At 75.8% G+C, this 19,875-nt stretch carries 20 protein-coding genes; 9 read left to right on the top strand and 11 right to left on the bottom strand.

All coding sequences use genetic code 11. From position 1 onward, the window contains the following. A partial coding sequence (gene lpxK, locus DT057_RS00100; protein ID WP_244937323.1) for a tetraacyldisaccharide 4'-kinase occupies window positions 1-831 on the top strand: 831 nt, incomplete at its 5' end. A 52-nt stretch (window positions 832-883) separates the two neighbouring features. Here lpxK and DT057_RS00095 read toward each other — a convergent pair. Continuing rightward, window positions 884-1,108 carry a DUF2093 domain-containing protein gene (locus tag DT057_RS00095; protein WP_128560092.1) on the bottom strand — a complete coding sequence of 75 codons (225 nt, stop codon included), beginning with the start codon at window positions 1,106-1,108 and terminating at the stop codon, window positions 884-886. Between the two features lie 212 nt (window positions 1,109-1,320). Here DT057_RS00095 and DT057_RS00090 point away from each other — a divergent pair, with 212 nt between their 5' ends. The 4 genes from DT057_RS00090 to deoA are packed head-to-tail and all read left to right on the top strand — an operon-like array spanning window position 1,321 to window position 4,653. Further along, complete coding sequence (locus DT057_RS00090; protein WP_128560091.1) at window positions 1,321-1,728, top strand: cytidine deaminase; 408 nt, start codon at window positions 1,321-1,323, stop codon at window positions 1,726-1,728. Continuing rightward, window positions 1,725-2,561: a purine-nucleoside phosphorylase gene (locus DT057_RS00085; RefSeq protein WP_128560090.1), complete on the top strand. Its 837-nt coding sequence runs from the start codon at window positions 1,725-1,727 to the stop codon at window positions 2,559-2,561. The genes DT057_RS00090 and DT057_RS00085 overlap by 4 nt, the downstream gene beginning before the upstream one ends. Further along, window positions 2,561-3,343 carry a deoxyribose-phosphate aldolase gene (deoC, locus tag DT057_RS00080; RefSeq protein WP_128560089.1) on the top strand — a complete coding sequence of 261 codons (783 nt, stop codon included), beginning with the start codon at window positions 2,561-2,563 and terminating at the stop codon, window positions 3,341-3,343. The genes DT057_RS00085 and deoC overlap by 1 nt, the downstream gene beginning before the upstream one ends. Continuing rightward, window positions 3,340-4,653 (top strand): thymidine phosphorylase, encoded by a 1,314-nt coding sequence (deoA, locus tag DT057_RS00075; RefSeq protein ID WP_128560088.1) that lies wholly within the window; start codon window positions 3,340-3,342, stop codon window positions 4,651-4,653. Before deoC ends, deoA begins: the two co-directional genes overlap by 4 nt. Window positions 4,654-4,746: 93 nt before the next feature. Here deoA and ppx read toward each other — a convergent pair whose 3' ends face one another. The 5 genes from ppx to DT057_RS00050 all read right to left on the bottom strand — a co-directional run bounded on the left by ppx (window position 4,747) and on the right by DT057_RS00050 (window position 11,396). Beyond that, window positions 4,747-6,282, bottom strand: a complete 1,536-nt coding sequence (ppx, locus tag DT057_RS00070; protein WP_203236141.1) for an exopolyphosphatase — start codon at window positions 6,280-6,282, stop codon at window positions 4,747-4,749. Window positions 6,283-6,349: 67 nt separating this feature from the next. Continuing rightward, window positions 6,350-8,704, bottom strand: a complete 2,355-nt coding sequence (locus DT057_RS00065) for an RNA degradosome polyphosphate kinase (protein ID WP_238313065.1) — start codon at window positions 8,702-8,704, stop codon at window positions 6,350-6,352. Between the two features lie 99 nt (window positions 8,705-8,803). After that, complete coding sequence (locus tag DT057_RS00060; protein WP_128560087.1) at window positions 8,804-9,520, bottom strand: P-loop NTPase family protein; 717 nt, start codon at window positions 9,518-9,520, stop codon at window positions 8,804-8,806. Between the two features lie 73 nt (window positions 9,521-9,593). Continuing rightward, window positions 9,594-10,718, bottom strand: a complete 1,125-nt coding sequence (locus DT057_RS00055; protein ID WP_203236143.1) for an AI-2E family transporter — start codon at window positions 10,716-10,718, stop codon at window positions 9,594-9,596. A 93-nt stretch (window positions 10,719-10,811) separates the two neighbouring features. Then, a complete protein-coding gene (locus DT057_RS00050) occupies window positions 10,812-11,396 on the bottom strand; it encodes a CDP-alcohol phosphatidyltransferase family protein (protein WP_238313067.1) in 585 nt (194 codons plus the stop codon). A 160-nt stretch (window positions 11,397-11,556) separates the two neighbouring features. On the opposite strand from DT057_RS00050, the gene purM reads away from it, so the two are divergent. Together purM and purN are read left to right on the top strand one after the other, a co-directional pair. After that, window positions 11,557-12,630, top strand: a complete 1,074-nt coding sequence (purM, locus tag DT057_RS00045) for a phosphoribosylformylglycinamidine cyclo-ligase (protein ID WP_128560085.1) — start codon at window positions 11,557-11,559, stop codon at window positions 12,628-12,630. Further along, complete coding sequence (gene purN, locus DT057_RS00040) at window positions 12,630-13,304, top strand: phosphoribosylglycinamide formyltransferase (RefSeq protein ID WP_128560084.1); 675 nt, start codon at window positions 12,630-12,632, stop codon at window positions 13,302-13,304. The genes purM and purN overlap by 1 nt, the downstream gene beginning before the upstream one ends. Window positions 13,305-13,347: 43 nt before the next feature. Here the strand turns inward: purN and DT057_RS00035 are convergent, their stop codons facing one another. From DT057_RS00035 to DT057_RS00020, 4 genes are all read right to left on the bottom strand, one after another. After that, window positions 13,348-13,704 (bottom strand): hypothetical protein, encoded by a 357-nt coding sequence (locus tag DT057_RS00035; protein ID WP_128560083.1) that lies wholly within the window; start codon window positions 13,702-13,704, stop codon window positions 13,348-13,350. A 113-nt stretch (window positions 13,705-13,817) separates the two neighbouring features. After that, complete coding sequence (locus DT057_RS00030) at window positions 13,818-14,276, bottom strand: MaoC family dehydratase (RefSeq protein ID WP_128560082.1); 459 nt, start codon at window positions 14,274-14,276, stop codon at window positions 13,818-13,820. Window positions 14,277-14,415: 139 nt separating this feature from the next. After that, window positions 14,416-15,120 carry a uracil-DNA glycosylase gene (locus tag DT057_RS00025; RefSeq protein WP_128560081.1) on the bottom strand — a complete coding sequence of 235 codons (705 nt, stop codon included), beginning with the start codon at window positions 15,118-15,120 and terminating at the stop codon, window positions 14,416-14,418. A gap of 16 nt (window positions 15,121-15,136) precedes the next feature. Further along, a complete protein-coding gene (locus DT057_RS00020; protein WP_128560080.1) occupies window positions 15,137-16,642 on the bottom strand; it encodes a bifunctional metallophosphatase/5'-nucleotidase in 1,506 nt (501 codons plus the stop codon). Between the two features lie 192 nt (window positions 16,643-16,834). On the opposite strand from DT057_RS00020, the gene hemH reads away from it, so the two are divergent. Continuing rightward, complete coding sequence (gene hemH / locus DT057_RS00015; protein WP_128560079.1) at window positions 16,835-17,911, top strand: ferrochelatase; 1,077 nt, start codon at window positions 16,835-16,837, stop codon at window positions 17,909-17,911. Window positions 17,912-18,263: 352 nt separating this feature from the next. Further along, complete coding sequence (locus DT057_RS00010) at window positions 18,264-19,244, top strand: extensin-like domain-containing protein (protein WP_128560078.1); 981 nt, start codon at window positions 18,264-18,266, stop codon at window positions 19,242-19,244. 37 nt (window positions 19,245-19,281) lie between these two features. Here DT057_RS00010 and DT057_RS00005 read toward each other — a convergent pair whose 3' ends face one another. Then, on the bottom strand, window positions 19,282-19,635 hold the full coding sequence (locus DT057_RS00005) for a hypothetical protein (RefSeq protein WP_238313068.1): 354 nt from the start codon (window positions 19,633-19,635) through the stop codon (window positions 19,282-19,284). Between the last annotated feature and the right edge of the window lie 240 nt (window positions 19,636-19,875).

Below are 19,875 nucleotides of genomic sequence, written 5' to 3'. Positions count from 1 at the left end.
TCCCTCGGGGGCGCCGGCAAGACCCCGACGGCGCTCGCCCTCGCCGCCCTGCTGCGCGACCTCGGCCGCCGGCCGGCCTTCCTCAGCCGCGGCTACGGCGGCCGGCTCGCGGGGCCGGTGCGGGTCGCGCCCGGCCGGCACGACGCGGCCTCGGTCGGCGACGAGCCGCTCCTGCTCGCCCGGGCCGCCCCCGCCGTCGTCGCCCGCGACCGCGTCGCCGGCGCCGCCCTCTGCGTCGCCGAGGGCGCCGACGTGATCGTCATGGACGACGGGTTGCAGAACCCGGGCCTGAGGAAGGACTGGCGCCTGGCGGTGTTCGACGGCGCGGTCGGGGCCGGGAACGGCCTCGCCTTCCCGGCGGGCCCCCTGCGGGCGCCCCTCGCGGCGCAGTGGGCGCACGTCGACGCGGTCCTCGTCATCGGGGAGGGAGCCCCCGGGGACGCCGTCGCGGACGCGGCCAGGGAGCGCGGCCTGCCGGTGCTGCGGGGCCGCCTGCGGCCGGATCCCGCCGCGGCCGCCTCCCTCGCCGGGCGCCCGGTCCTCGCGTTCGCGGGAATCGGCCGGCCCGACAAGTTCTTCGCGACGCTGCGGGCCCTCGGCGCGGAGGTGCGCGACACCCGCCGGTTTCCCGATCACCACGCCTACGCGGCCGCCGAGGTCGCGACCCTGGTGCAGGCGGCCGCGCGCGGCGGCCTCGCCCTCGTGACCACCGAGAAGGACCGGGTGCGGCTGCCGGCCGACATGCCGGTGGCGGTCCTGCCCGTGACGCTGGCGGTCGCCGAGGCCGCGGCGCTGCGGGGCCGCCTCGCCGCCCTGTGCGGGATCGCGTGAGCCGCCGCGGTGCCCGCCCGCGGAAGGGCGAGGCCGGCCGCCGGCGCGCCCCTTAGCACTCGTCGCCCGGGCCCTGGCGCAGCCGGCGCAGCACCGCGTCAGGATCGACGTAGGCCTCCTGGCGCTCGACGCTCCAGTAGCGCAGCTCGTCCAGGGGGATCTCGGCGCCGGTCACGGCGCAGCGCACGTACCGGCCCGGCCGCACGACCCGCAGGTTGCTGTCGCCGTACTCGACGACGGCCTCGCCCGACCCTCCGCGCTCGAACCGTCCCAGCATCACCGTCCCCGGTCCCGCGTTCCCGACCGGACGGGTTTAGGCCCGCGCTGCGGCCTTGTCGACGGGAGAGCCGCCGGCACCGGCCGCCGGGCTCCGTTCGGCCCGGGCTGCCGCCGGTCCCGGCCTCGATGACGCGCGAGGGGGCTCGACACCCACCCCCGCCCGTCGCCATGATCGTCGCCGTCCCGGCCTTGCGGCGCGCTGGAGCGAGGATGAGCCCGATCGAGACCCTGTTCGCGGCGGCCCGCTCGGCCCAGGCGCGGGCGCACGCTCCCTACTCCCGGTTCCGGGTCGGCGCGGCGCTGCTCGACGAGGCCGGCGCGGTCCATGCCGGCTGCAACGTCGAGAACGCCGCCTACCCGGTCGGCACCTGCGCGGAGGCCGGCGCGATCGCGGCGATGGTCGCGGGCGGCGGGCGCCGCATCGCGGCGATCCTCGTCGTCGGCGACGGCGAGGCGCTCGTCACGCCCTGCGGCGCCTGCCGCCAGCGCATCCGCGAGTTCGCCGCGCCCGACGCGCCCGTCCACGTCGCCGGCCCGGGGGGCCTGCGCCGCAGCTTCACCCTGGCGGCGCTCCTGCCCGATTCCTTCGGGCCCGACAACCTGGGGGCGGCGCCGTGAGCCCGGATTCCCGGTCCGATGATCCGCGGGTCGCCGCCGCCGCCGCCTTCCTGCGCGAGCGGGGCTTCGGCGGGCCCTTCGCGCTCGCCCTCGTCACCGGCACCGGCCTCGGCGCCCTGGCGGAGCGGCTCGCCGCGCCCCGCACCCTGCCCTACGGCGAGATCCCGCACTTCCCGGGCTCCGGCGTCTCGGGGCACGCGGGGCGCCTCGCGGCCGGGACCCTCGCGGGCCGGCCCGTCCTGGTGTTCCAGGGCCGGGCCCACCCCTACGAGCGGGGCGACGCCGCCGCCATGCGGGTGCCGGTCGGGGTCGTCGGGGCCCTCGGGAGCCCGCCGCTGCTCCTCACCAACGCCGCCGGCTCGCTGATGCGGCGGGCCGGCCCCGGCAGCCTCGCGCTGATCAGCGACCACCTCAACCTCTCGGGCATGAACCCGCTCCACGGCGAGCCCTCCGACGCCCGCTTCGTGCCGATGACCGGGGCCTACGACCCGGCCCTGCGGGCGGGCCTGCGCGCCGCCGCGGCCGCGGCCGGCATCGCGCTGCACGAGGGGGTCTACGCCTGGTTCGCGGGCCCGAGTTTCGAGACCCCGGCGGAGATCCGCATGGCGGCCCGGCTCGGGGCCGACCTCGTCGGGATGTCGACGGCGCCGGAGGTGATCCTGGCGCGGTTCTTCGGCCTGCGCGTCGCGGCCCTGTCCCTGGTGACGAACTACGCCGCCGGCTTCGAGGCCGGCGCGCCCGACCACGCCGAGACGAAGCGGGTGGCGCGCGACGCCGAGCGGGCGGTCGGCCGCCTCCTCGACGCCCTCCTGAGCCGGCCGGAGGCGCCGTGATGCCGGCGAGCCCGAGCCCGGGCGCGGAGCCCGGCCCCGACGAGGCCCGGGCCGTCGCGGCCCGCGCCCTGCCCCTCCTCGACCTCACCGACCTCTCCGACACCTGCTCGGACGGCGCCGTCGAGGCGCTGTGCCGCCGGGCGCTCGACCCCGTGCCGGTGGCCGCCGTCTGCGTCTGGCCGCAATTCGTCCGGCAGGCGGCCCGCACCCTCCAGGGCACGCCCGTGCGCATCGCCACGGTCATCAACTTCCCGGCCGGGGCCGAGGACGTCGAGCGCGCCGTGGAGGACACCACGGAGGCGCTCTCGGACGGGGCCCACGAGATCGACCTCGTGCTGCCCTACCGCGCCCTCCTGCGGGGTGAGCCCGAGGCGGCGCGGGCCATGGTGGAGGCGGTGCGCGACGGCGTCGACCGCGGACGCCTGCTCAAGCTGATCCTGGAGACCGGCGCCCTCGCCACCCCGGCGGCGATCGAGGCGGCGAGCCGGCTCGGCCTCGCCTGCGGGGCGGACTTCCTCAAGACGTCGACCGGCAAGGGCCCGGTCTCGGCGACGCCGGAGGCCGCCGCGATCATGCTGCGGGCGATCCGCGACGGCGCCGGCGGGCGCGTCGTCGGCCTCAAGCCCTCGGGCGGCCTGAGGCGCGTCGCGGACGCGGCCGCCTATCTCGACCTCGCGGACACGATCATGGGACCGGGCTGGGCCGCGCCCCGCACCCTGCGGCTCGGCGCCAGCGGGCTGCACGGCGTCCTCGCGGCGGCGCTGACGGGAGAGCCGGCATGACCCTGCTGCCGCAGGAACTGATCCGGGCCAAGCGCGACGGCGCCGCCCTGCACCCGGAGGCGATCGCGGCCTTCATCCACGGCCTCACGGCCGGCCACGTCACCGAGGGGCAGGCCGCCGCCTTCGCCATGGCGGTGTTCTTCCGCGGCCTCTCGCTGCCCGAGCGCGTGGCCCTGACCCAGGCCATGACCCGCTCCGGCACGGTGCTGGAATGGGACCTGCCGGGGCCGGTCCTCGACAAGCACTCCACGGGCGGCGTCGGCGACGCCGTGAGCCTCGCGCTCGCCCCCCTGGTGGCGGCCTGCGGCGGCTACGTGCCGATGATCGCGGGGCGCGGCCTCGGCCATACCGGCGGCACCCTCGACAAGCTCGACAGCATCCCGGGCTACGCGACCTCCCCCGACAGCGCGGCGTTCCGGTCGGTCACGCGCGCGGTCGGGTGCGCCATCATCGGCCAGACCCCGGACCTCGCGCCGGCCGACCGCCGGCTCTACGCCATCCGGGACGTCACCGGCACGGTGGAATCCCTCGACCTCATCACGGCCTCGATCCTCTCGAAGAAGCTGGCGGCCGGGCTCGGCGGCCTCGTGATGGACGTGAAGGCCGGCTCGGGCGCCTTCATGGCCGGGGACGACGAGGCGGGGGCGCTCGCCGAGAGCCTGGTGACGGTCGCGAACGGCGCCGGCCTGCCCACCCGCGCCCTCCTGACCGACATGGACCAGCCGCTCGCCCCCGTGGCCGGCAACGCCCTCGAGGTCGCCTACGCGGTCGACTACCTCACGGGCCGGCGCCGCGACCCGCGCTTCCACGCCGTCACGGTCGCGCTCGCCGCCGAGATGCTGGTGCTGGGCGGCCTCTGCCCCGACGCCGGGGCGGCCGCGGCCCGCATCGAGGCCGCCCTCGCGTCGGGGCGCGGCGCGGAGCGGTTCGGCCGCATGGCGGCCGCGCTCGGCGGGCCCGCGGACCTCGTCGAGCGCCCGGACGCCCACCTGGCGCGGGCGCCGGTGATCCGCCCGGTCCCGGCCCCGCGGCCCGGCCGGGTGACGGGGATCGCCACCCGGGCGCTCGGCCTCGCGGTGATCGGCCTCGGCGGCGGCCGCACCCGGCCGCAGGACGCCGTCGACCACGCGGTCGGCCTCACGGACCTCGCGGCACTCGGCGCCCGGGTCGGCCCGGACGCACCGCTCGGCCTGGTGCACGCCCGCAGCGAGGCGCAGGCCGAGCGGGCCGTCGCGGCCGTGCAGGCGGCCTACCTCCTGGGCGACGAGGCGGTGGCGGCGCGGCCGGTGATCCTCGGGCGGGTGGAATAGCGATCCTCCCCGGGAGGCCGGCCCCGGGCCGGCGCTGGCCACGATCCGGTCGCGGCCGGGCGTCCCCCGCGTGGCGCCTCCGGCGCGGGGCGCCTACCCCACCGCGATGCGCGCCTCGACGCCGATCAGGCGCGCCAGGCCGCGCAGGCGGTTCGACAGGCGGTCGCTCGCGAGCGCGCGCAGGTCCTCGGGCAGGCGCAGCACGAGCACGCCGCCCTCGCGCACCAGCGGCGTGCGGGGGAGCACGCCCTCCATCGCCACCGAGACCGGGAAGGCGACCCGCAGGAGGGCGCCGAGCAGGCGGGCCTGCTCGAACAGGCGCGGGCCCGCGAGGGTGCGCAGGAGCGGGCTCGCCTTCTCGGGCGACACGCCCTCGTGGCGGAAGAACACCGCCACCGCCAGGTAGGCCCGGCCCGGGTGGTCGATGCCGACGAAGGAGGCGTGGGCGATCAGGTTGAGGCTCTGCTCGCCGCGGTAATCGGGGTGGGTGCGCCAGCCGACGTCGGCCAGCAGGCAGGCGGCGTGCCGCAGGCGGCGCTCGTCGGCGGTCTCGGGCGTGTCGAGGCTCGCCATGAAGGCGTCGGTCCAGGCCTGAAGCTCGGGGCCGTGGGCGGGGCAGCGGGCGCGCAGGCGGTTCAGCTCGTCGGCGGCCGAGAGCAGCGGGTCGAGGGAGCGGGTCGCGGGGTCGAGCTGCTCGAACAGCAGGCCCTCGCGGACCCCGGTCGCCGAGACGGCGATCTCGCGCGGGCGGCCCGAGCGGATCACCTCCTCGAGCACCACCGCCCCGTAGGCGAGGAGGGGGCGGCGGGCCTCCGAGACGCTCTCCACCGCCGCCAGGGTCGCGGCGTCGGACTGCTCGACCACCTGCAGGAAGGAGAGCTCGTCGGCCGGGTCGATGGTGTAGCCGTGCATGACGTGGAGCCGGTAGTCCCGCGCCGCCTGGTGCAGCCGCGCCAGGGCCCGCCAGGTGCCGCCCACGGCGTAGAAGGTGCGCCCGCGCAGGGTCTCGAGCTGGGGCGCCGCCTTCCGGAGCGTCTCGGCGGCGATCTTGCGGGCCTTCTTGAGCGAGCCGCCGCTGAGGTCCTGGAGGGCGAGGCCGCCGAGCGGCATGGTCACGCCCCGGCCCACCGCCGTGCCGCGCACGTCCACCAGTTCGAGGCTGCCGCCGCCGAGGTCGCCCACCACGCCGTCCGGCGCGTGGAAGCCGGAGATCACGCCGTAGGCCGACAGCTCCGCCTCCCGCCGGCCGGAGAGGAGCTCGATCGGCTCGCCGCAGGCCTCAGCGGCCGCCTCCAGGAAGGCCGGGCCGTTCTCGGCGTCGCGCGCCGCGGCCGTGGCGAGGACGTGGACGCGCCCGACCCGCATGGTGCGGCACAGGGCGCGGAAGCGCGCCAGGGCCTGAAGGGCCCGGCGCACCCCGTCCTCGTGCAGCCGCCCCGTCGAGATGACGTGGCGGCCGAGGCCGCACAGCACCTTCTCGTTGTAGAGGGGCGTCGGCGCCCGGCTCAGGCCGGAATAGGCCACGAGGCGCACGGAGTTCGAGCCGATGTCGATGATGGCCACGGGCGCGCCGGGCGCGATCCGCGCGAAGGCGGCCGCGTCGGGGGAGGCAGTGTGATCCAGGCCCATCCAGGGTCCTCGCGAGGGTCCGGTGCGACGCGGCCGGGTCCCCGGGCGCTCCCCGGGAAGCCCCGCGTCAGGCGCGCTGGGCGCGCCGGCTGAGCGCGCGCGGACTCGATTTCTTCGATGCCTTGCCGCGCCCCGAGAGGCTCGGGTTGGTCATGAAATACTTGTGCGCGTTGAAGGGTTCCTCGCCCTCGCCGGGCTGGATCCGCTCGCTCGCGCCGGACGCCAGTACACGCCAGCTCTGCTGGTTGTCGAGGAGATTCGCCAGCATGATCTGGTCGAGCACCTGCTGGTGCACGGTCGGGTTGAGGATCGGCAGCATGGCCTCGACGCGGCGGTCGAGGTTGCGGCTCATCAGGTCGGCGGAGGAGATGTAGACCCGGGCCTTGGGGTGCGGCAGCCCGACGCCGTTGCCGAAGGCGTAGACGCGGCCGTGCTCCAGGAAGCGCCCGACGATCGACTTGACCCGGATCGTCTCCGACAGGCCCGGCACCCCCGGGCGCAGGCAGCAGATGCCCCGCACGATGCAGTCGACGGGCACGCCCGCCTCGCTGGCGTCGTAGAGCGCGTCGATGATCTGGTCGTCGACGAGGGAGTTGCACTTGATCCAGATCGCCGCCGGCCGGCCGGCCCGGGCGTGGGCCACCTCCTCCTCGATGTGCTGGAGCAGGCGCGCCTTCATGGTGAGGGGCGAGACCGCCATGCGCTCCAGCTCCGCCGGCTCGGCGTAGCCGGTGATGAAGTTGAAGAGGCGCGAGACGTCGCGCCCGATCACCGGGTCGGCCGTGAAGAACGACAGGTCGGTGTAGATCCGGGCCGTGATCGGGTGGTAGTTGCCGGTGCCGACGTGGCAGTAGCTGACGAGGCGCTCGCCCTCGCGGCGCACCACCATCGAGAGCTTGGCGTGGGTCTTCAGCTCGATGAAGCCGAACACCACCTGGGCGCCGGCCTTCTCGAGGTTGCGGGCCCAGCGGATGTTGGCCTCCTCGTCGAAGCGGGCCTTGAGCTCGACGAGCGCCGTCACCGACTTGCCGGCCTCCGCGGCCTCCGCGAGGGCCGCCACGATCGGCGAGTTGTTGGAGGTGCGGTAGAGCGTCTGCTTGATCGCCACCACGTTCGGATCGCGGGCGGCCTGGCTCAGGAACTGCACCACCGCGTCGAAGGACTCGTAGGGGTGGTGGACGATGAAGTCCTTCTGCCGGATGGCCGCGAAGCAGTCGCCCCCGCTCTCGCGGATGCGATCGGGGAAGCGCGGGTTGTAGGGCTTGAACTTCAGGTCCGGCCGGTCGATGCCGACGATCTGGGAGAGCTCGTTCAGCGCCAGCATCCCCTCGACGAGGAAGACCGCGTCGAGGGGGATCTCGAGCTCGTCGGCCACGAAGGCGCGCAGGTCCTCCGGCATGCCGGCATCGACCTCGAGGCGGATCACGACGCCGCGGCGGCGCTGCTTCAGCGCCGTCTCGAAGTGCCGCACGAGGTCCTCGGCCTCCTCCTCGATCTCGAGGTCGGAATCGCGCACGACCCGGAAGCCGCCCTGTCCCTTGACGAGGTAGCCCGGGAACAGGCGGCTCGTGAACAGCACGATCACCTGCTCGATGGCGATGTAGCGGGCGGTGCCGGTGCCGCCGAGGTCCGGCAGGCGCACGAAGCGGTCGATGACCGAGGGCAGGCGGATCAGCGCCCGCAGCAGGCGCGCGTCCCTGGGCCGCACCAGCATCAGGGCGAGGGTCGAGCCGAGGTTGGGGATGAACGGGAACGGGTGGGCCGGGTCGATGGCGAGGGGCGTCAGCACCGGGAAGATGTGCTGGAGGAAGTAGTCCTCGAGCCAGGCCGCCTCCTCGGCGCTGAGGTCGAGTCCCTCCACGAGGTCGATGCCGTTCTGGTGGAGGTCGGCCCGCAGCTCGCGCCAGCGGCGCTGCTGGTCGCGGGCGAGGCCCGACACCTCGGTGCCGATCCGGGCGAGCTGGTCGGCCGGAGTGAGCCCGTCGGCGGACGGCACCGTGAGGCCGGCCCGGACCTGGTCGTGCAGGCCCGCGACCCGCACCATGAAGAACTCGTCGAGGTTGTTGGCCGAGATCGACAGGAAGCGGAGCTGCTCGAGCAGGGGATGGCCGGTATTCGAGGCCTCCTCCAGCACGCGCCGGTTGAACTGGAGCCAGGACAATTCCCGGTTGACGAAACGGCCGGGCTCCCGGCGCAGGGCGCGGCCGGCCGCGACCGCCTCGCTCGCCGCCTGGCGGGGCGCCTTGTCGGGGAGCGGCTTGTCGGGGAGCGCCTTGTCGGGGAGCGGCTTGTCGGGGGCCGCCGCCGCCGGGGCGTCGCGCGCCGCGCCGGGGCGCGCGGCGCCCTCGGCCGTGGCCTCCGGCGCCGCCTCGGTCTCGTCCAGGATCGCGATCGCCCTCGCTGCGGTTGCGGGTTCCGACACAGGCAGGTCCTCCTCGATCGACGGGCCGCGAGGGTACGCCCCCGGGCTCCCGCGTGACAGGTCAGTCTGACAATTGCGTGAAGGTGCCCCGGCGGCGCCTCACGCGTCCTCCGTGCCGTCGTCGCAGGCGGCCTCGCCGCCGCCGAGCGCCGCCAGGGTGGCGAGCGCCAGCGGGCGGGTGATGCGCCGGCCGCGGCTCAGGCCCTCCCGGTCGAGGGCCGCCACGACGTCGCGGGCCCGGCCGAGCGAGCGGTCGATGCGCAGCGCGAGGGCGTCGACCACGCTGGTGTCGACCACGATCTGGCGGTCGACGAAGAGCTTGACCAGGACCGCCCGCAGCAGCGCCTCGTCGGGCGGCGCGATGGCGACGCCGGGGGCGAGGCGCAGGCGCGAGCGCAGGTCGGGCGTGGCGAGGCCCCAGGCCTCCACCGGGCCCGCCCCCGTCACCACCACGCCCGATCCCCGCTCGCGGGCGAGGTTGAGGAGGTGGAACAGGGCCGCCTCGTCGCGGTCCTCCGGCCGGTCCGCGTCCTCGATCACGAGCGCCCCGGCCCCGGCGAGCTCGGGCACGCCGGCCCGGGTCACCGCGGCGGCCGGGCAGGTCCTGGCCCCGGCGCGGGCCGCCCAGATCGCCGCGAGGTGGCTCTTGCCGCTCCCGGCCGGCCCCGTGAGGACGAGCACGCGGTCGGGCCAGTCGGGCCAGACCTCGATGCGGGCGTAGGCCGCCTCGTTGGTCGGGCCGACGAGGAAGTCCTCGCGCCCGAAGCGGGGCGCGAGGGGCAGGTCGAGGGCGAGCTGGCGCGGCGGGTCGGTCATGGGCAGGGTCGTCTCAGCGCTCGTTCGGGGATGGCCGGGGCGGCGACGGCGGAATGCCGGGGATCCCTCCGCCTCACGGCTTCGAGAGGGCCGGCGGGGTCAGCTCCGCCACCGGCGGCAGGCCGTCGGCGGCGAGGATCGGCGTGCCGTCGTGATAGAGCCGGCTCTGGAGGTAGCGCCGCACCCCGTAGCGGGCGACGACCCCGAGGGCCGCGGCGATCGGCACCGCCAGGAGCAGGCCGAGGAAGCCGAACAGCGACCCGAAGGCGAGGAGCGCGAACATCAGCCAGACCGGGTGCAGCCGCACGGCGTCGCCCACGAGCTTGGGCTGGAGCACGTTGCCCTCGATGAACTGCCCGACCAGGAAGATCGCCAGCGTCATCACGATCGAGACCCAGTCGGGCCAGAACTGCACCAGCGCGACGCCGGTGGAGAGGAGGAAGCCCGTGAGCGAGCCGACGTACGGGATGAAGGTCAGGAAGCCGGCCATCAGGCCGATCAGCACCCCGAAGTTGAGCCCGACGAGCCAAAGGCCGGCGGCGTAGAAGGTGCCGAGGATCAGGCAGACGAGGCTCTGGCCGCGGATGAAGCTCGTGATGGCGCCGTCGATGTCCCGGGCGAGCAGCCGGGCGGTGTCGCGGTGGCGCGGGGGCACCCAGCGGTCGAGGGTGGCGATCATGCGGTCCCAGTCCACCAGCAGGTAGAACGCCACCACGGGCGTCACCACGAGCAGCGACACGATGCCGACGATGGCCTGGCTGCCGGACCAGAGCGAGCGCAGGAAGCCGAGGAGCCAGGTCGCCCCCTGCCCCATCAGGTTGCCGACGGAGGATTGCAGCTCCTGGAGCGCCCCCGAGCCGCCCGCCCGCTCGAGGAGCGGCCCGGCATGGTCGGCGATGATCGCCTGGATGCGGGTGATCATCGCGGGCATCGAGGCCACCAGGGCGGCGACCTGGTTGGCCGCCAGGGGCACCACCACGATCAGGGCGACGACGAGGAGCAGCAGGAAGACCGCCAGGATGACGAAGGTGGCGGCGAGGCGCCCGATGCCGAGCCGCTCCAGCCGGTCGGCCACGGGGTCGAGCACGTAGGCCAGGGCCGCCCCCGCCACGAACGGCACCAGCACGTCGCGGAGCTGGTAGAGCAGCACGACCACGACCGCGAGGACGGCCAGGACGATCGCGGCGCGGCGCTGGATCGGCATCTCGTCTCCACCTCTCGCGCGGCTCCCGGCGCGGCCCCTGGCGCGGCGGCGCGTCGGGTCGCAGATAGGGATCATGGCTTCCCAGGGTCAAGGCGCCTCGGCACCCGGCTCCCGGGCCGCGCGGACGGCCTGGAGCGCGGCCGAGGCGACCGCGAGCCCGGCGAGCGCCGGCGCCGCCAGGGCCGCGAAGGTCCCGGTCCCGGCGCCGAGCGCCCGGGCCCCGAGCAGGATCGCCAGGAAGGCGATCTGGGCCGCGGTGTTGACCTTGCCGATCGCGAGCGGCCGGACGACGAGGCGGCGCCCCCGCGCCCGGGCGAGCGCGATCACCGCCAGCACGAGCCCGTCGCGCAGCGCGAGCAGGCCGGCGAACCAGAGCGGCAGCGTCCCCTCCAGGGCCAGGGCCGCCACGACCGCGACGACGAGCGCCTTGTCGGCGAGCGGGTCCAGCAGCGCGCCGAGCCGGCTCGTCATCGCGAAGCGCCGGGCGATCCAGCCGTCGAGGGCGTCCGAGAGCCCCGCGAGCGCGAAGCCCGCGAAGGCGAGCCCCCAGGCCCCCCGGGCGATGGCCGCGACCACGAGCGGGACCAGGGCGAAGCGGGCGAGGGTGATCAGGGTGGGCAGGGTCAGCTGGGGCGGGATCAGGCGGTGCAGGCTCATGTGGCGCGGGTTCATGTGGCGCGGGTTCGCGGGGCGTCGACGGGCCGGGGGGCCCCGCGGGGCCCGCGCCCCGACTCGCGGTCGCGGGCGAGAGCGGCTAGAGGGAGAGCGGGCGCCGGCGGCGCCGCGGTGCGTCGGGGATCGGCGGCAGGGATCGGCGGCAAGGATCGACGGGATGACGGGCGAGCGCCAGAGCGGAATGACCTATGCGGGGGCGGGCGTCGACATCGACGCCGGCAACGCCATGGTCGAGGCGATCAAGCCCCTGGTGCGGGCGACCCGCCGGCCGGGCGCGGACGCGGAGATCGGCGGCTTCGGCGGCCTGTTCGACCTGAAGGCCGCCGGGTTCGCGGACCCGATCCTGGTCGCGGCCAACGACGGCGTCGGCACCAAGGTCAAGATCGCGATCGAGACCGGGCGCCACGACACGATCGGCATCGACCTCGTGGCGATGTGCGTCAACGACATCGTCGTGCAGGGCGCCGAGCCGCTGTTCTTCCTCGACTACTTCGCCACCGCGAAGCTCGTCCCGGGGGTGGGCGCGGACATCGTCCGGGGCATCGCGGCGGGCTGCCGGCAGGCGGGCTGCGCACTGATCGGCGGCGAGACCGCCGAGATGCCGGGCCTCTACGACGGCGCCGACTACGACCTCGCCGGCTTCGCGGTCGGGGCGGCCGAGCGCGGCGCGCTGCTGCCCGTCCCGGGCATCGCGCCGGGCGACGTCGTGCTCGGCCTGCCGTCCTCGGGGGTGCACTCGAACGGGTTCTCGCTGGTGCGCCGGATCGTTGCGGCCTCCGGCCTCGGCTACGACGCGCCCGCCCCGTTCGCGCCCGGCCGCAGCCTCGGGGAGGCGCTGCTCGAGCCGACGCGGATCTACGTCCGCCCCCTCCTGTCCGCCCTGAAGGCCACCGGCCCGGGGGCCATCAAGGCGCTCGCCCACATCACCGGCGGGGGCTTCCCCGACAACCTGCCCCGCGTGCTGCCGGAGGGCGTCGGCATCGCGATAGACCTGTCGGCGATGCCGGTGCCGCCGGTCTTCGGCTGGCTCGCCCGCGCGGGCGGGGTCGCGGTGCCGGAGATGCTGCGCACCTTCAACTGCGGCATCGGCATGGTGGTGGTGGCCGCCGCCGACCGCGCCGAGGCGGTCGAGGGGGCGCTCCGGGCCGCCGGCGAGGCCCCGGTGCGGCTCGGCCGCATCGTGCCTGCGGGCGACGTGCCGGTCGCCTTCACCGGCGCCCTCGCCCTCTGATGCCCGCGCCCCTGCCGGCACGGCCCCGGATCGCGGTCCTGATCTCCGGGCGCGGCTCGAACATGGCGTCGCTCCTCGCCGCCGCGCAGGCGCCCGGCTTTCCGGCGCAAATCGCCCTCGTGGCCGCCAACAGGCCGGAGGCGGCGGGCCTCGCCCACGCCCGGGCGGCGGGCCTCGCCACGGAGGCCCTCGACCACGAGGCCTACCCGGACCGGGCGGCCTTCGACCGGGCCCTCGACGCGGCGCTGCGCCGGCACGGGATCGACCTCGTGGTGCTGGCCGGCTTCATGCGGGTCCTGACGCCGGGCTTCGTCGAGGCCTGGGCCGGGCGCATGCTCAACATTCACCCCTCGCTGCTGCCCCTGTTCCGGGGCACGCGCACCCACGCGCAGGCCCTCGCGGCGGGCGTGCGCCTCCACGGCTGCACGGTGCACTTCGTGGTGCCCGAGCTCGACGCCGGCCCCATCGTGGCCCAGGCGGCAGTGCCGGTGCTGCCGCAGGACGACGTGCAGACCCTGAGCGCCCGCGTGCTGGTGCAGGAGCACCGGCTCTACCCGGCGGCCGTGGCCCTGGTGGCGAGCGGCCGCGCCGTCCTCGACGGCGACCGGGTGGTGTTCGGGCCGGGCGCCGGCCTCGCCGAGGGGGCGCTGGTGGCCCCGGCCCTCGCGCCCTGAGCGGGCCCGCGGGCGGCCTCCCGGCGCGCCGCGGCCCTGGCGGTCAGACCGGGCGCTGGAGCTTGCAGCCGTCGATCGCCGTGAGGGCCTTCGCCCGCGCCGAGTCGTTGAAGTAGCCGGTGGTGCGGTAGGCGTCGAGCTCGGCCGGATCGAGCGCGCGCAGCGTCGCCCGGGCGTAGCAGCCGCAGGGGCGGTCGAGGCTCGACTCGGCGGTGTTCTGCATCCGCGCCTGGACGATGGTGCAGGCGCGGCGCACGCGGGACTCGAGGTCGGGTCTCGGCGCCGTGCGCAGGGTCGGATCGGGCTGGTAGGCCTCGAGCTGCGACGAGGAGGCGCCGGCGAGCGCCGCCGTGGCACCGAGCGCGAGCAGCCCGGCGGCGAGGAGGGTGCGGAAACGCATGGGCAGAGTGGTCCGTTGATCGGTCAAGCGTGACCGTTGGACTCCGGATGCCCCCGCCCGCGCAAGGGCGGGCGCGCCACACCGGGGGCGAAAACGCGAGGCGGCCGCCCCCCTCACCAGTGGTGCAGCACCACCGCGTCGGCGAGGCAGGCCGGGCGGTCCTTGCCCTCGACCTCCACGGTCACCCCGTAGGTGACGCGCAGGCCCCGGGGCGGCACGTCGAGGGCCGCCGCCAGGCGCACGCGCCCGCGCAGGCGCGAGCCGACCAGGACGGGGGCCGGGAAGCGCACCCGGTCGAGGCCGTAGTTCAGGCTCAGGCGCAGGCCGTCGACCTGGCGCACCCCGGCGATGAAGCGCGGCACCAGCGACAGGGTCAGGTAGCCGTGCGCGACCGTGGCGCCGTACGGCGAGTCTCGCGCCGCCCGCGCGGCGTCGACGTGGATCCACTGGTGGTCGCCCGTCGCGTCCGCGAAGCGGTCGATCGTCGCCTGGTCGATCGTGATCCAGTCGCCGACGCCGATCTCCTGCCCGAGGGCGGCCTTCAGGGCCTCGGGCCCGTCGAACGTCATCATGCTGCGTGCCTCCTGTGCGGCCGGGTCGCGGAGGCCGGCCCGCGGCGCTCGGCCGAGGGCCGGCCTCGGATCGGGAGCCCCGCGCGCCAGCCCCGGCGCCGGAGGCCGGGGAGCGGGCCGGCCCGCCCCGAGCGGGGCATCAGGCGAGCCGCCAGTCGACCGGCTCCAGCCCCTTCTCCCGCAGCCAGGCATTCGCCCGGCCGAACGGCCGGCTGCCGCGAAAGTCCGCCCGGCGGTTGAGGGGCGAGGGGTGGCCGGCCTCCAGCACGAGGTGGCGTCCCGGGTCGACGAGGGCGGCGCGCTGGCGGGCGGGAGCCCCCCAGAGCAGGAAGGCCACCGCCGGCCGCCCGGCCGAGACCGCCGCCACCGCCTGGTCGGTGAGGGCCGACCAGCCGAGCTTCAGGTGCGCGCCGGCCTTGCCGGCCTCGACCGTGAGGGCGGCGTTCAGCAGGAGCACGCCCTGCCGGGCCCAGGGCGTGAGGTCGCCGGAGACGGGCGGCGCGGAGCCGGTCTCCTCGGCCATCTCGGCCAGGATCACCTTGAGGGAGGCCGGCAGCCGGCGCCCGCCGACATACGAGAAGGCGAGCCCGTGCGCGTCCCCCGGCGTCGGGTAGGGGTCCTGGCCCAGGATCACGGCCCGCACGGCGGGCAGCGGGGTCAGCGCGAGGGCCGCGAAGACCTGCCCGGGCGCGGGCAGCACGCGGGCGCCCGCGGCGCGGCGGGCATCGACCGCGTCCGCCACGCGCTCGGCGCTGCCGTCGGTGAAGAACGGGAGCGCGAGCCAGGGCGAGGCGCTGGCGCGGAAGCGGGCGAGCGCGCCCGCGACGGTATCGGGTTCCGGCATCGCTCCTCGCGCGGCGTCAACGGAAGACGAGGCGCCCCGTCTCGACGGTGAGGGGGGCGTGGGCGCGGATGTAGGACATCACCACGTTCGCGACGAGCGTGCCGTCGGTCGCGCCAATGAGGGTCCGGCCCTCGGCGAGCACGCCGTAATCGTTGCCGCCGGCGAGCATGAAGTTGTTGGCCGCCACCCGGTAGGTCCGCTCGGGGTCGAGGGGGTCGCCCGCCACGCTCACCGCGACGACGCGCCGGCCCGCGGGCGCCGCGGGATCGACCGTGACCCGCATGCCCGAGACCTGCGGGAAGCGGCCGGCCGGGCGGTCGATCTCGGCGAAGCCGTTCTCCAGGGCGGCCGCCACCACGGCGCCCCGGACCGCGACCAGCACCGTGGTGTTGCCGAAGGGCAGCTCCGAGAGCACGTCCCGGCGCGTGAGCTCGCTGCCCGCCGGGTAGAGCCGGTTGCCCCGGATGCCGCCGCCGTTGGTGATGGCGAGGACCGCCCCCGTGGCCTGCCGCATGGCGTCCGCCACGAGGTCGCCGAAGGCGCTCTCGCCCTGGCGCACCGCGCCCGTGCGGGTGTCGAGGGGCGTGAGCGTCCGCCCGAGGGGCACGTCGAGCTCCCGGGCGAGGCCCGCCTCCTGGCCCCGCACCACCGCCAGCACCTCCGGGTCGGGCTCGGTCTCGGCGGTGTCGTGGATGCGGAAGCTCGGGCTCCAGGTCAGCCCGCTCCCCGAGCCCTCGACCCGGATGTCGATCGCGGTGACGAAGTCGGCGTCGTGGCTCGATTCCACGAAGGCCGTGCGGCCGTCGTAGCGCAGCGCGAGGTCGTGGTCGTGGCCCGACAGCACCACGTCGGCGAGGCGGCTCAGCACCAGCACCTCGTCGGTGGCCCGGTCGGTGTGCGAGACCGCGACCACGAAGGCGGCGCCGGCCGCCCGCAGCGCCCCGGCCTCGCGGCGGAGCGTCTCCAGGGCCGGCCCGAACGTCCAGTCGCCCGATTGCGACTTCGTCCCGGTGGTGGGCAGCGCGAGGCCGACCACCCCGACCCGAACGCCGCCGAGGGTGAGGAGGGTCGAGTCCTGCATGCCCGGGACCCGGGTGCCGTCCGCCTGCCGCAGGTTCGCCGCGTAGGCCGGGAAGTTCGCCTCGCGCATGCGCCGCAGGTACACGTCCTGGCCGAAATCGAACTCGTGGTTGCCGGGCACGAACACGTCCGGCCGGATCAGGTTCGTGAGCTCGATGATGTGCCGGCCCTGGTCGATGCCCGACATCAGCGAGGGCGAGAGGGTGTCGCCGGCGTGGCAGACCAGCACCGGGCCGCCCCGGGCCCGCTCCGCCTTCACGACCGCCGCGAGCTTCGGGAAGCCGCCGCGGCCGTCGAGGGCGCCCATGCGGTAGATGTCGTTGACGAGGACGAGGGTGAAGGCGGGGTCGGGCCCGCCCGCCTGCGCGGGGGCCCGCAGGGTCGCCGACAGCCCGGCGCCGAGGCCGAGGCCGAGGGTCTGGCGGCGGCTGGGAGAGGTCATGGGGGGTCCGGGCTCCGGGCGGGCTGTCCCGCGGTCTCGACGGCATTCTTGACCGGCCGCTGCCGGAAACGCCACCGCGCGCCGGCTGCTGCCTCTCGACGCGTTGGATCGGGCTGCCGGTGCGCTATGTAGACGGCACGGAAACGCGCCCGAGCGCGATCGGTCCGCGGCGCAACGACATTCTGGACGGACATGAACGAGGTGACCCAGACCGCCGTGTTGGAGCGCGCCGCCGCCCCGCTGGCCTCGGCGGGCGCCCTGCCCTCCGGCCACCCGGCCGTGCGCTGGGGGCGCCTCGGCGTGCTCCTGATGAACCTCGGCACGCCCGAGGGCACCAGCTACTGGCCCATGCGCCGCTACCTGAAGGAGTTCCTGTCGGACCGCCGGGTGATCGAGGTGCCCCGGGCGATCTGGTGGCCGCTCCTCAACCTCGTGATCCTGACCAAGCGGCCCGGCCCGAAGGGCCGCGACTACGCCTCGGTCTGGAACACCGAGCGCGACGAGGGGCCGCTCAAGACCATCACGCGGGGCCAGGCGGAGAAGCTCCAGGCCGCGATGGGCGACAAGGTCGTGGTCGACTGGGCGATGCGCTACGGCAAGCCGGACGTGGAGGGCCGCATCCGCGCGCTCCTCGACCAGGGCTGCGACCGCATCCTCCTGGTGCCGCTCTATCCCCAGTACGCCGCCGCGACCTCGGCCACCGCCTGCGACCAGGCCTTCCGGGCGCTGATGAAGATGCGCTGGCAGCCGAGCGTGCGGGTGTCGCCCCCCTACCACGACGACCCGGTCTACATCGACGCGGTGGCGAGCGCGATCCGGCGCGACCTCGCGGCCCTCGATTTCGAGCCCGAGGTGATCCTGACCTCGTTCCACGGGGTCCCGAAATCCTACCTCCTCAAGGGCGACCCCTACCACTGCCAGTGCGTGAAGAGCGGCCGGCTGATCCGCGAGGCCCTGGGCTACGGGCCGGAGCGGATGCGGGTCACCTTCCAGTCCCGCTTCGGCAACGAGGAGTGGCTGAAGCCCTACACGGACGAGACCGTGAAGGAGCTCGCCGCGGCGGGCGTCAAGCGCCTCGCCATCGTGGCGCCGGGCTTCACGGCCGACTGCCTCGAGACCCTCGAGGAGCTGAACGGCGAGAACCGCCACTACTTCGAGGCGGGCGGCGGCGAGCACTTCGCCTACCTGCCCTGCCTCAACGACGGGCCCGACGGCATGCGGGTGATCCGGAACGTCGTCGAGCGCGAGCTGCGCGGCTGGCTGGACTAGGCGGGGCGGCCCGCCGGCGGGGGCCTGCCCGGAGCCGAGGCACTGCCGGGCCGGATGCAGCCCCGACCAAGGCCGCGGGCGCCGGCTCGCCGGCCGTCCTTCGCGAGGCGAATGCCGGTTGCGGCGCGTGGTGGTGCGACAGAGCGGGGCCGCGGCGGCGCTGCCGCGGGTTCGCCCGGGCGTGACACGAGGCCCCCGGCGGCTCTGCCGCGGCGGCTGCAAAGGCTGCTCCGGGCGGCGGGGCGGACAGGCCCGGCGCGGGATCCCGGGCCGCACGCTGCCCCATCCCGGGGCACGGGCGGGGAGCCAGGGTTGACGGGGCGTTTACGCGATCGCGCCCATTGTCCGCATCATGCGTCGTGGCTTCGTTGCGTTCTCAGCCTTCACGCTCTTCGGCCTGGGGCTGTCCGGATGCGCGCTCAACCGGTTTGAGCAGCGCGAACCCTGGCGTGCGCAGGCCGAGGAGGTCTGTCTCGCCAAGCGGCTGGTCCAGCCGGGCGAGGACATGACCCCGGTCAAGGAGATCGACGGTCCGGGCGTCTGCGGCATGACGCACCCGTTCCGGGTCACGCGGCTCGCCGGCGGCACCGTGGCGCTCAAGCAGCGCATGACGCTGGCCTGCCCGATCATCCCGGAAGTCGAGGCCTGGCTCGCCGGCACGGTGCAGCCGGCCGCGCAGCTCTACCTCGGCGCCGCGGTGGTCGAGATCAACGCCGGCTCCTACGCCTGCCGGGGCCGCAACAACCAGGTCGGCGCCAAGGTGTCCGAGCACGCCTTCGGCAACGCCGTCGACGTGATGTCCTTCCGCCTCGCCGACGGCAACGTGGTGACGGTGAAGGGCGGCTGGCGCGGCAGCGAGGCCGAGCAGGGCTTCCTGCGGGAGGTTTTCCTCGGGGCCTGCAACCACTTCACGACCGTGCTGGCGCCGGGCTCGAACATCTACCACTACGACCACCTGCACCTCGACCTCGCCCGGCACGACCCGCGGGGCCTGCGCCGGATCTGCAAGCCGCTGATCAAGTTCCAGTCGCAGCTGCCGCCGCCGGGCTCGCCGCTCTCGCCGATCCGCCGCAAGCCGCCGGCCTGGCAGCCCGCCCCCGACCCGGCCCCGGTCGACGTCGAGGAGGACGATCCCTACGGCCTGACGCCGATGAGCAGCCGCCAGGCGCCGCCGGCCAGCCGCGTGGCCCGCTCGCCGGCCCCGGCCGGGACAGTCCCCGCCGCGGCGGCGGCCGCTCCGCGGACCGCACCGCGGATCGCCGCGGCGGCCGAGGACGAGCCCGCCCCCCTGCCGCTCTCCAGCCCGACCTGGTCGTCGGGCCCGATCTACTGAGCGCCGGCCCGCCCGCGAGCCGGACCCGACCGGCCGCTCAGCCCGCCGCCCCGCCGAGATCCGCCACCACGGCGCGCCGCGCCGCCGCGTCCTCGGCGAGGCGGTGGACGTGCATCTCGGTGGCGCCCCGGGCCCGAGCCTGGTTCATCCAGCCGCGCTGCAGGCGCTCGCGCGGGCTCTCGCCCGCCGCCGCGACGGCGACGAGCTCGGCCACCCCGTCGCGGTCGCGCCGCACCGCGATCACCACCGCGTCGCCGACCTCGATCGGATCCGGGTCCAGGGCGTGGATGCCCACGACGTAGCGGCGGCCCGACTGCCCGCGCCAGGCGCTCAGGGGCAGGGCCGGGGTGCCGCGCAGGCCCAGGGTCGTCCTCAGGCGTTCTTCGCGCACGTCAGCTCTCCTCGCGCGGTCGTTCTCAAGGTCCCGCATCGCCGCCGACCAGGACAGGGCTCGTTTGTTCGCCATTTGTTCTAACCTAGCCGCGAGTCGGAGCCGCCGTCAAGCGACGCGCCCGCATGGTCGCCCCGATCTGGTGAGCGTCCCCGGCCGCCACAAGGCCGACCCGGCGCGGCCGCCGCTCCCGCCGGACGGCGCGGCGGGCCCGCGGGGCCTCCCAGGCGAGGCGGCGGC

Origin of the sequence: Methylobacterium crusticola (genome assembly GCF_003574465.1) — a bacterium.
Lineage (GTDB): Bacteria > Pseudomonadota > Alphaproteobacteria > Rhizobiales > Beijerinckiaceae > Methylobacterium > Methylobacterium crusticola.
This window is presented reverse-complemented; position numbering and strand designations above follow the sequence as displayed.

Coding starts and splice junctions, on each gene's coding strand:
- DT057_RS00095 (WP_128560092.1), bottom strand. CDS start 1,108: ATGCTGGGACGGTTCGAGCGCGGAGGGTCGGGCGAGGCCGTCGTCGAG.
- DT057_RS00090 (WP_128560091.1), top strand. CDS start 1,321: ATGAGCCCGATCGAGACCCTGTTCGCGGCGGCCCGCTCGGCCCAGGCG.
- deoC (WP_128560089.1), top strand. CDS start 2,561: ATGCCGGCGAGCCCGAGCCCGGGCGCGGAGCCCGGCCCCGACGAGGCC.
- deoA (WP_128560088.1), top strand. CDS start 3,340: ATGACCCTGCTGCCGCAGGAACTGATCCGGGCCAAGCGCGACGGCGCC.
- ppx (WP_203236141.1), bottom strand. CDS start 6,282: ATGGGCCTGGATCACACTGCCTCCCCCGACGCGGCCGCCTTCGCGCGG.
- DT057_RS00060 (WP_128560087.1), bottom strand. CDS start 9,520: ATGACCGACCCGCCGCGCCAGCTCGCCCTCGACCTGCCCCTCGCGCCC.
- DT057_RS00050 (WP_238313067.1), bottom strand. CDS start 11,396: ATGAACCCGCGCCACATGAGCCTGCACCGCCTGATCCCGCCCCAGCTG.
- purM (WP_128560085.1), top strand. CDS start 11,557: ATGACGGGCGAGCGCCAGAGCGGAATGACCTATGCGGGGGCGGGCGTC.
- purN (WP_128560084.1), top strand. CDS start 12,630: ATGCCCGCGCCCCTGCCGGCACGGCCCCGGATCGCGGTCCTGATCTCC.
- DT057_RS00035 (WP_128560083.1), bottom strand. CDS start 13,704: ATGCGTTTCCGCACCCTCCTCGCCGCCGGGCTGCTCGCGCTCGGTGCC.
- DT057_RS00030 (WP_128560082.1), bottom strand. CDS start 14,276: ATGATGACGTTCGACGGGCCCGAGGCCCTGAAGGCCGCCCTCGGGCAG.
- DT057_RS00025 (WP_128560081.1), bottom strand. CDS start 15,120: ATGCCGGAACCCGATACCGTCGCGGGCGCGCTCGCCCGCTTCCGCGCC.
- DT057_RS00020 (WP_128560080.1), bottom strand. CDS start 16,642: ATGACCTCTCCCAGCCGCCGCCAGACCCTCGGCCTCGGCCTCGGCGCC.
- hemH (WP_128560079.1), top strand. CDS start 16,835: ATGAACGAGGTGACCCAGACCGCCGTGTTGGAGCGCGCCGCCGCCCCG.
- DT057_RS00010 (WP_128560078.1), top strand. CDS start 18,264: ATGCGTCGTGGCTTCGTTGCGTTCTCAGCCTTCACGCTCTTCGGCCTG.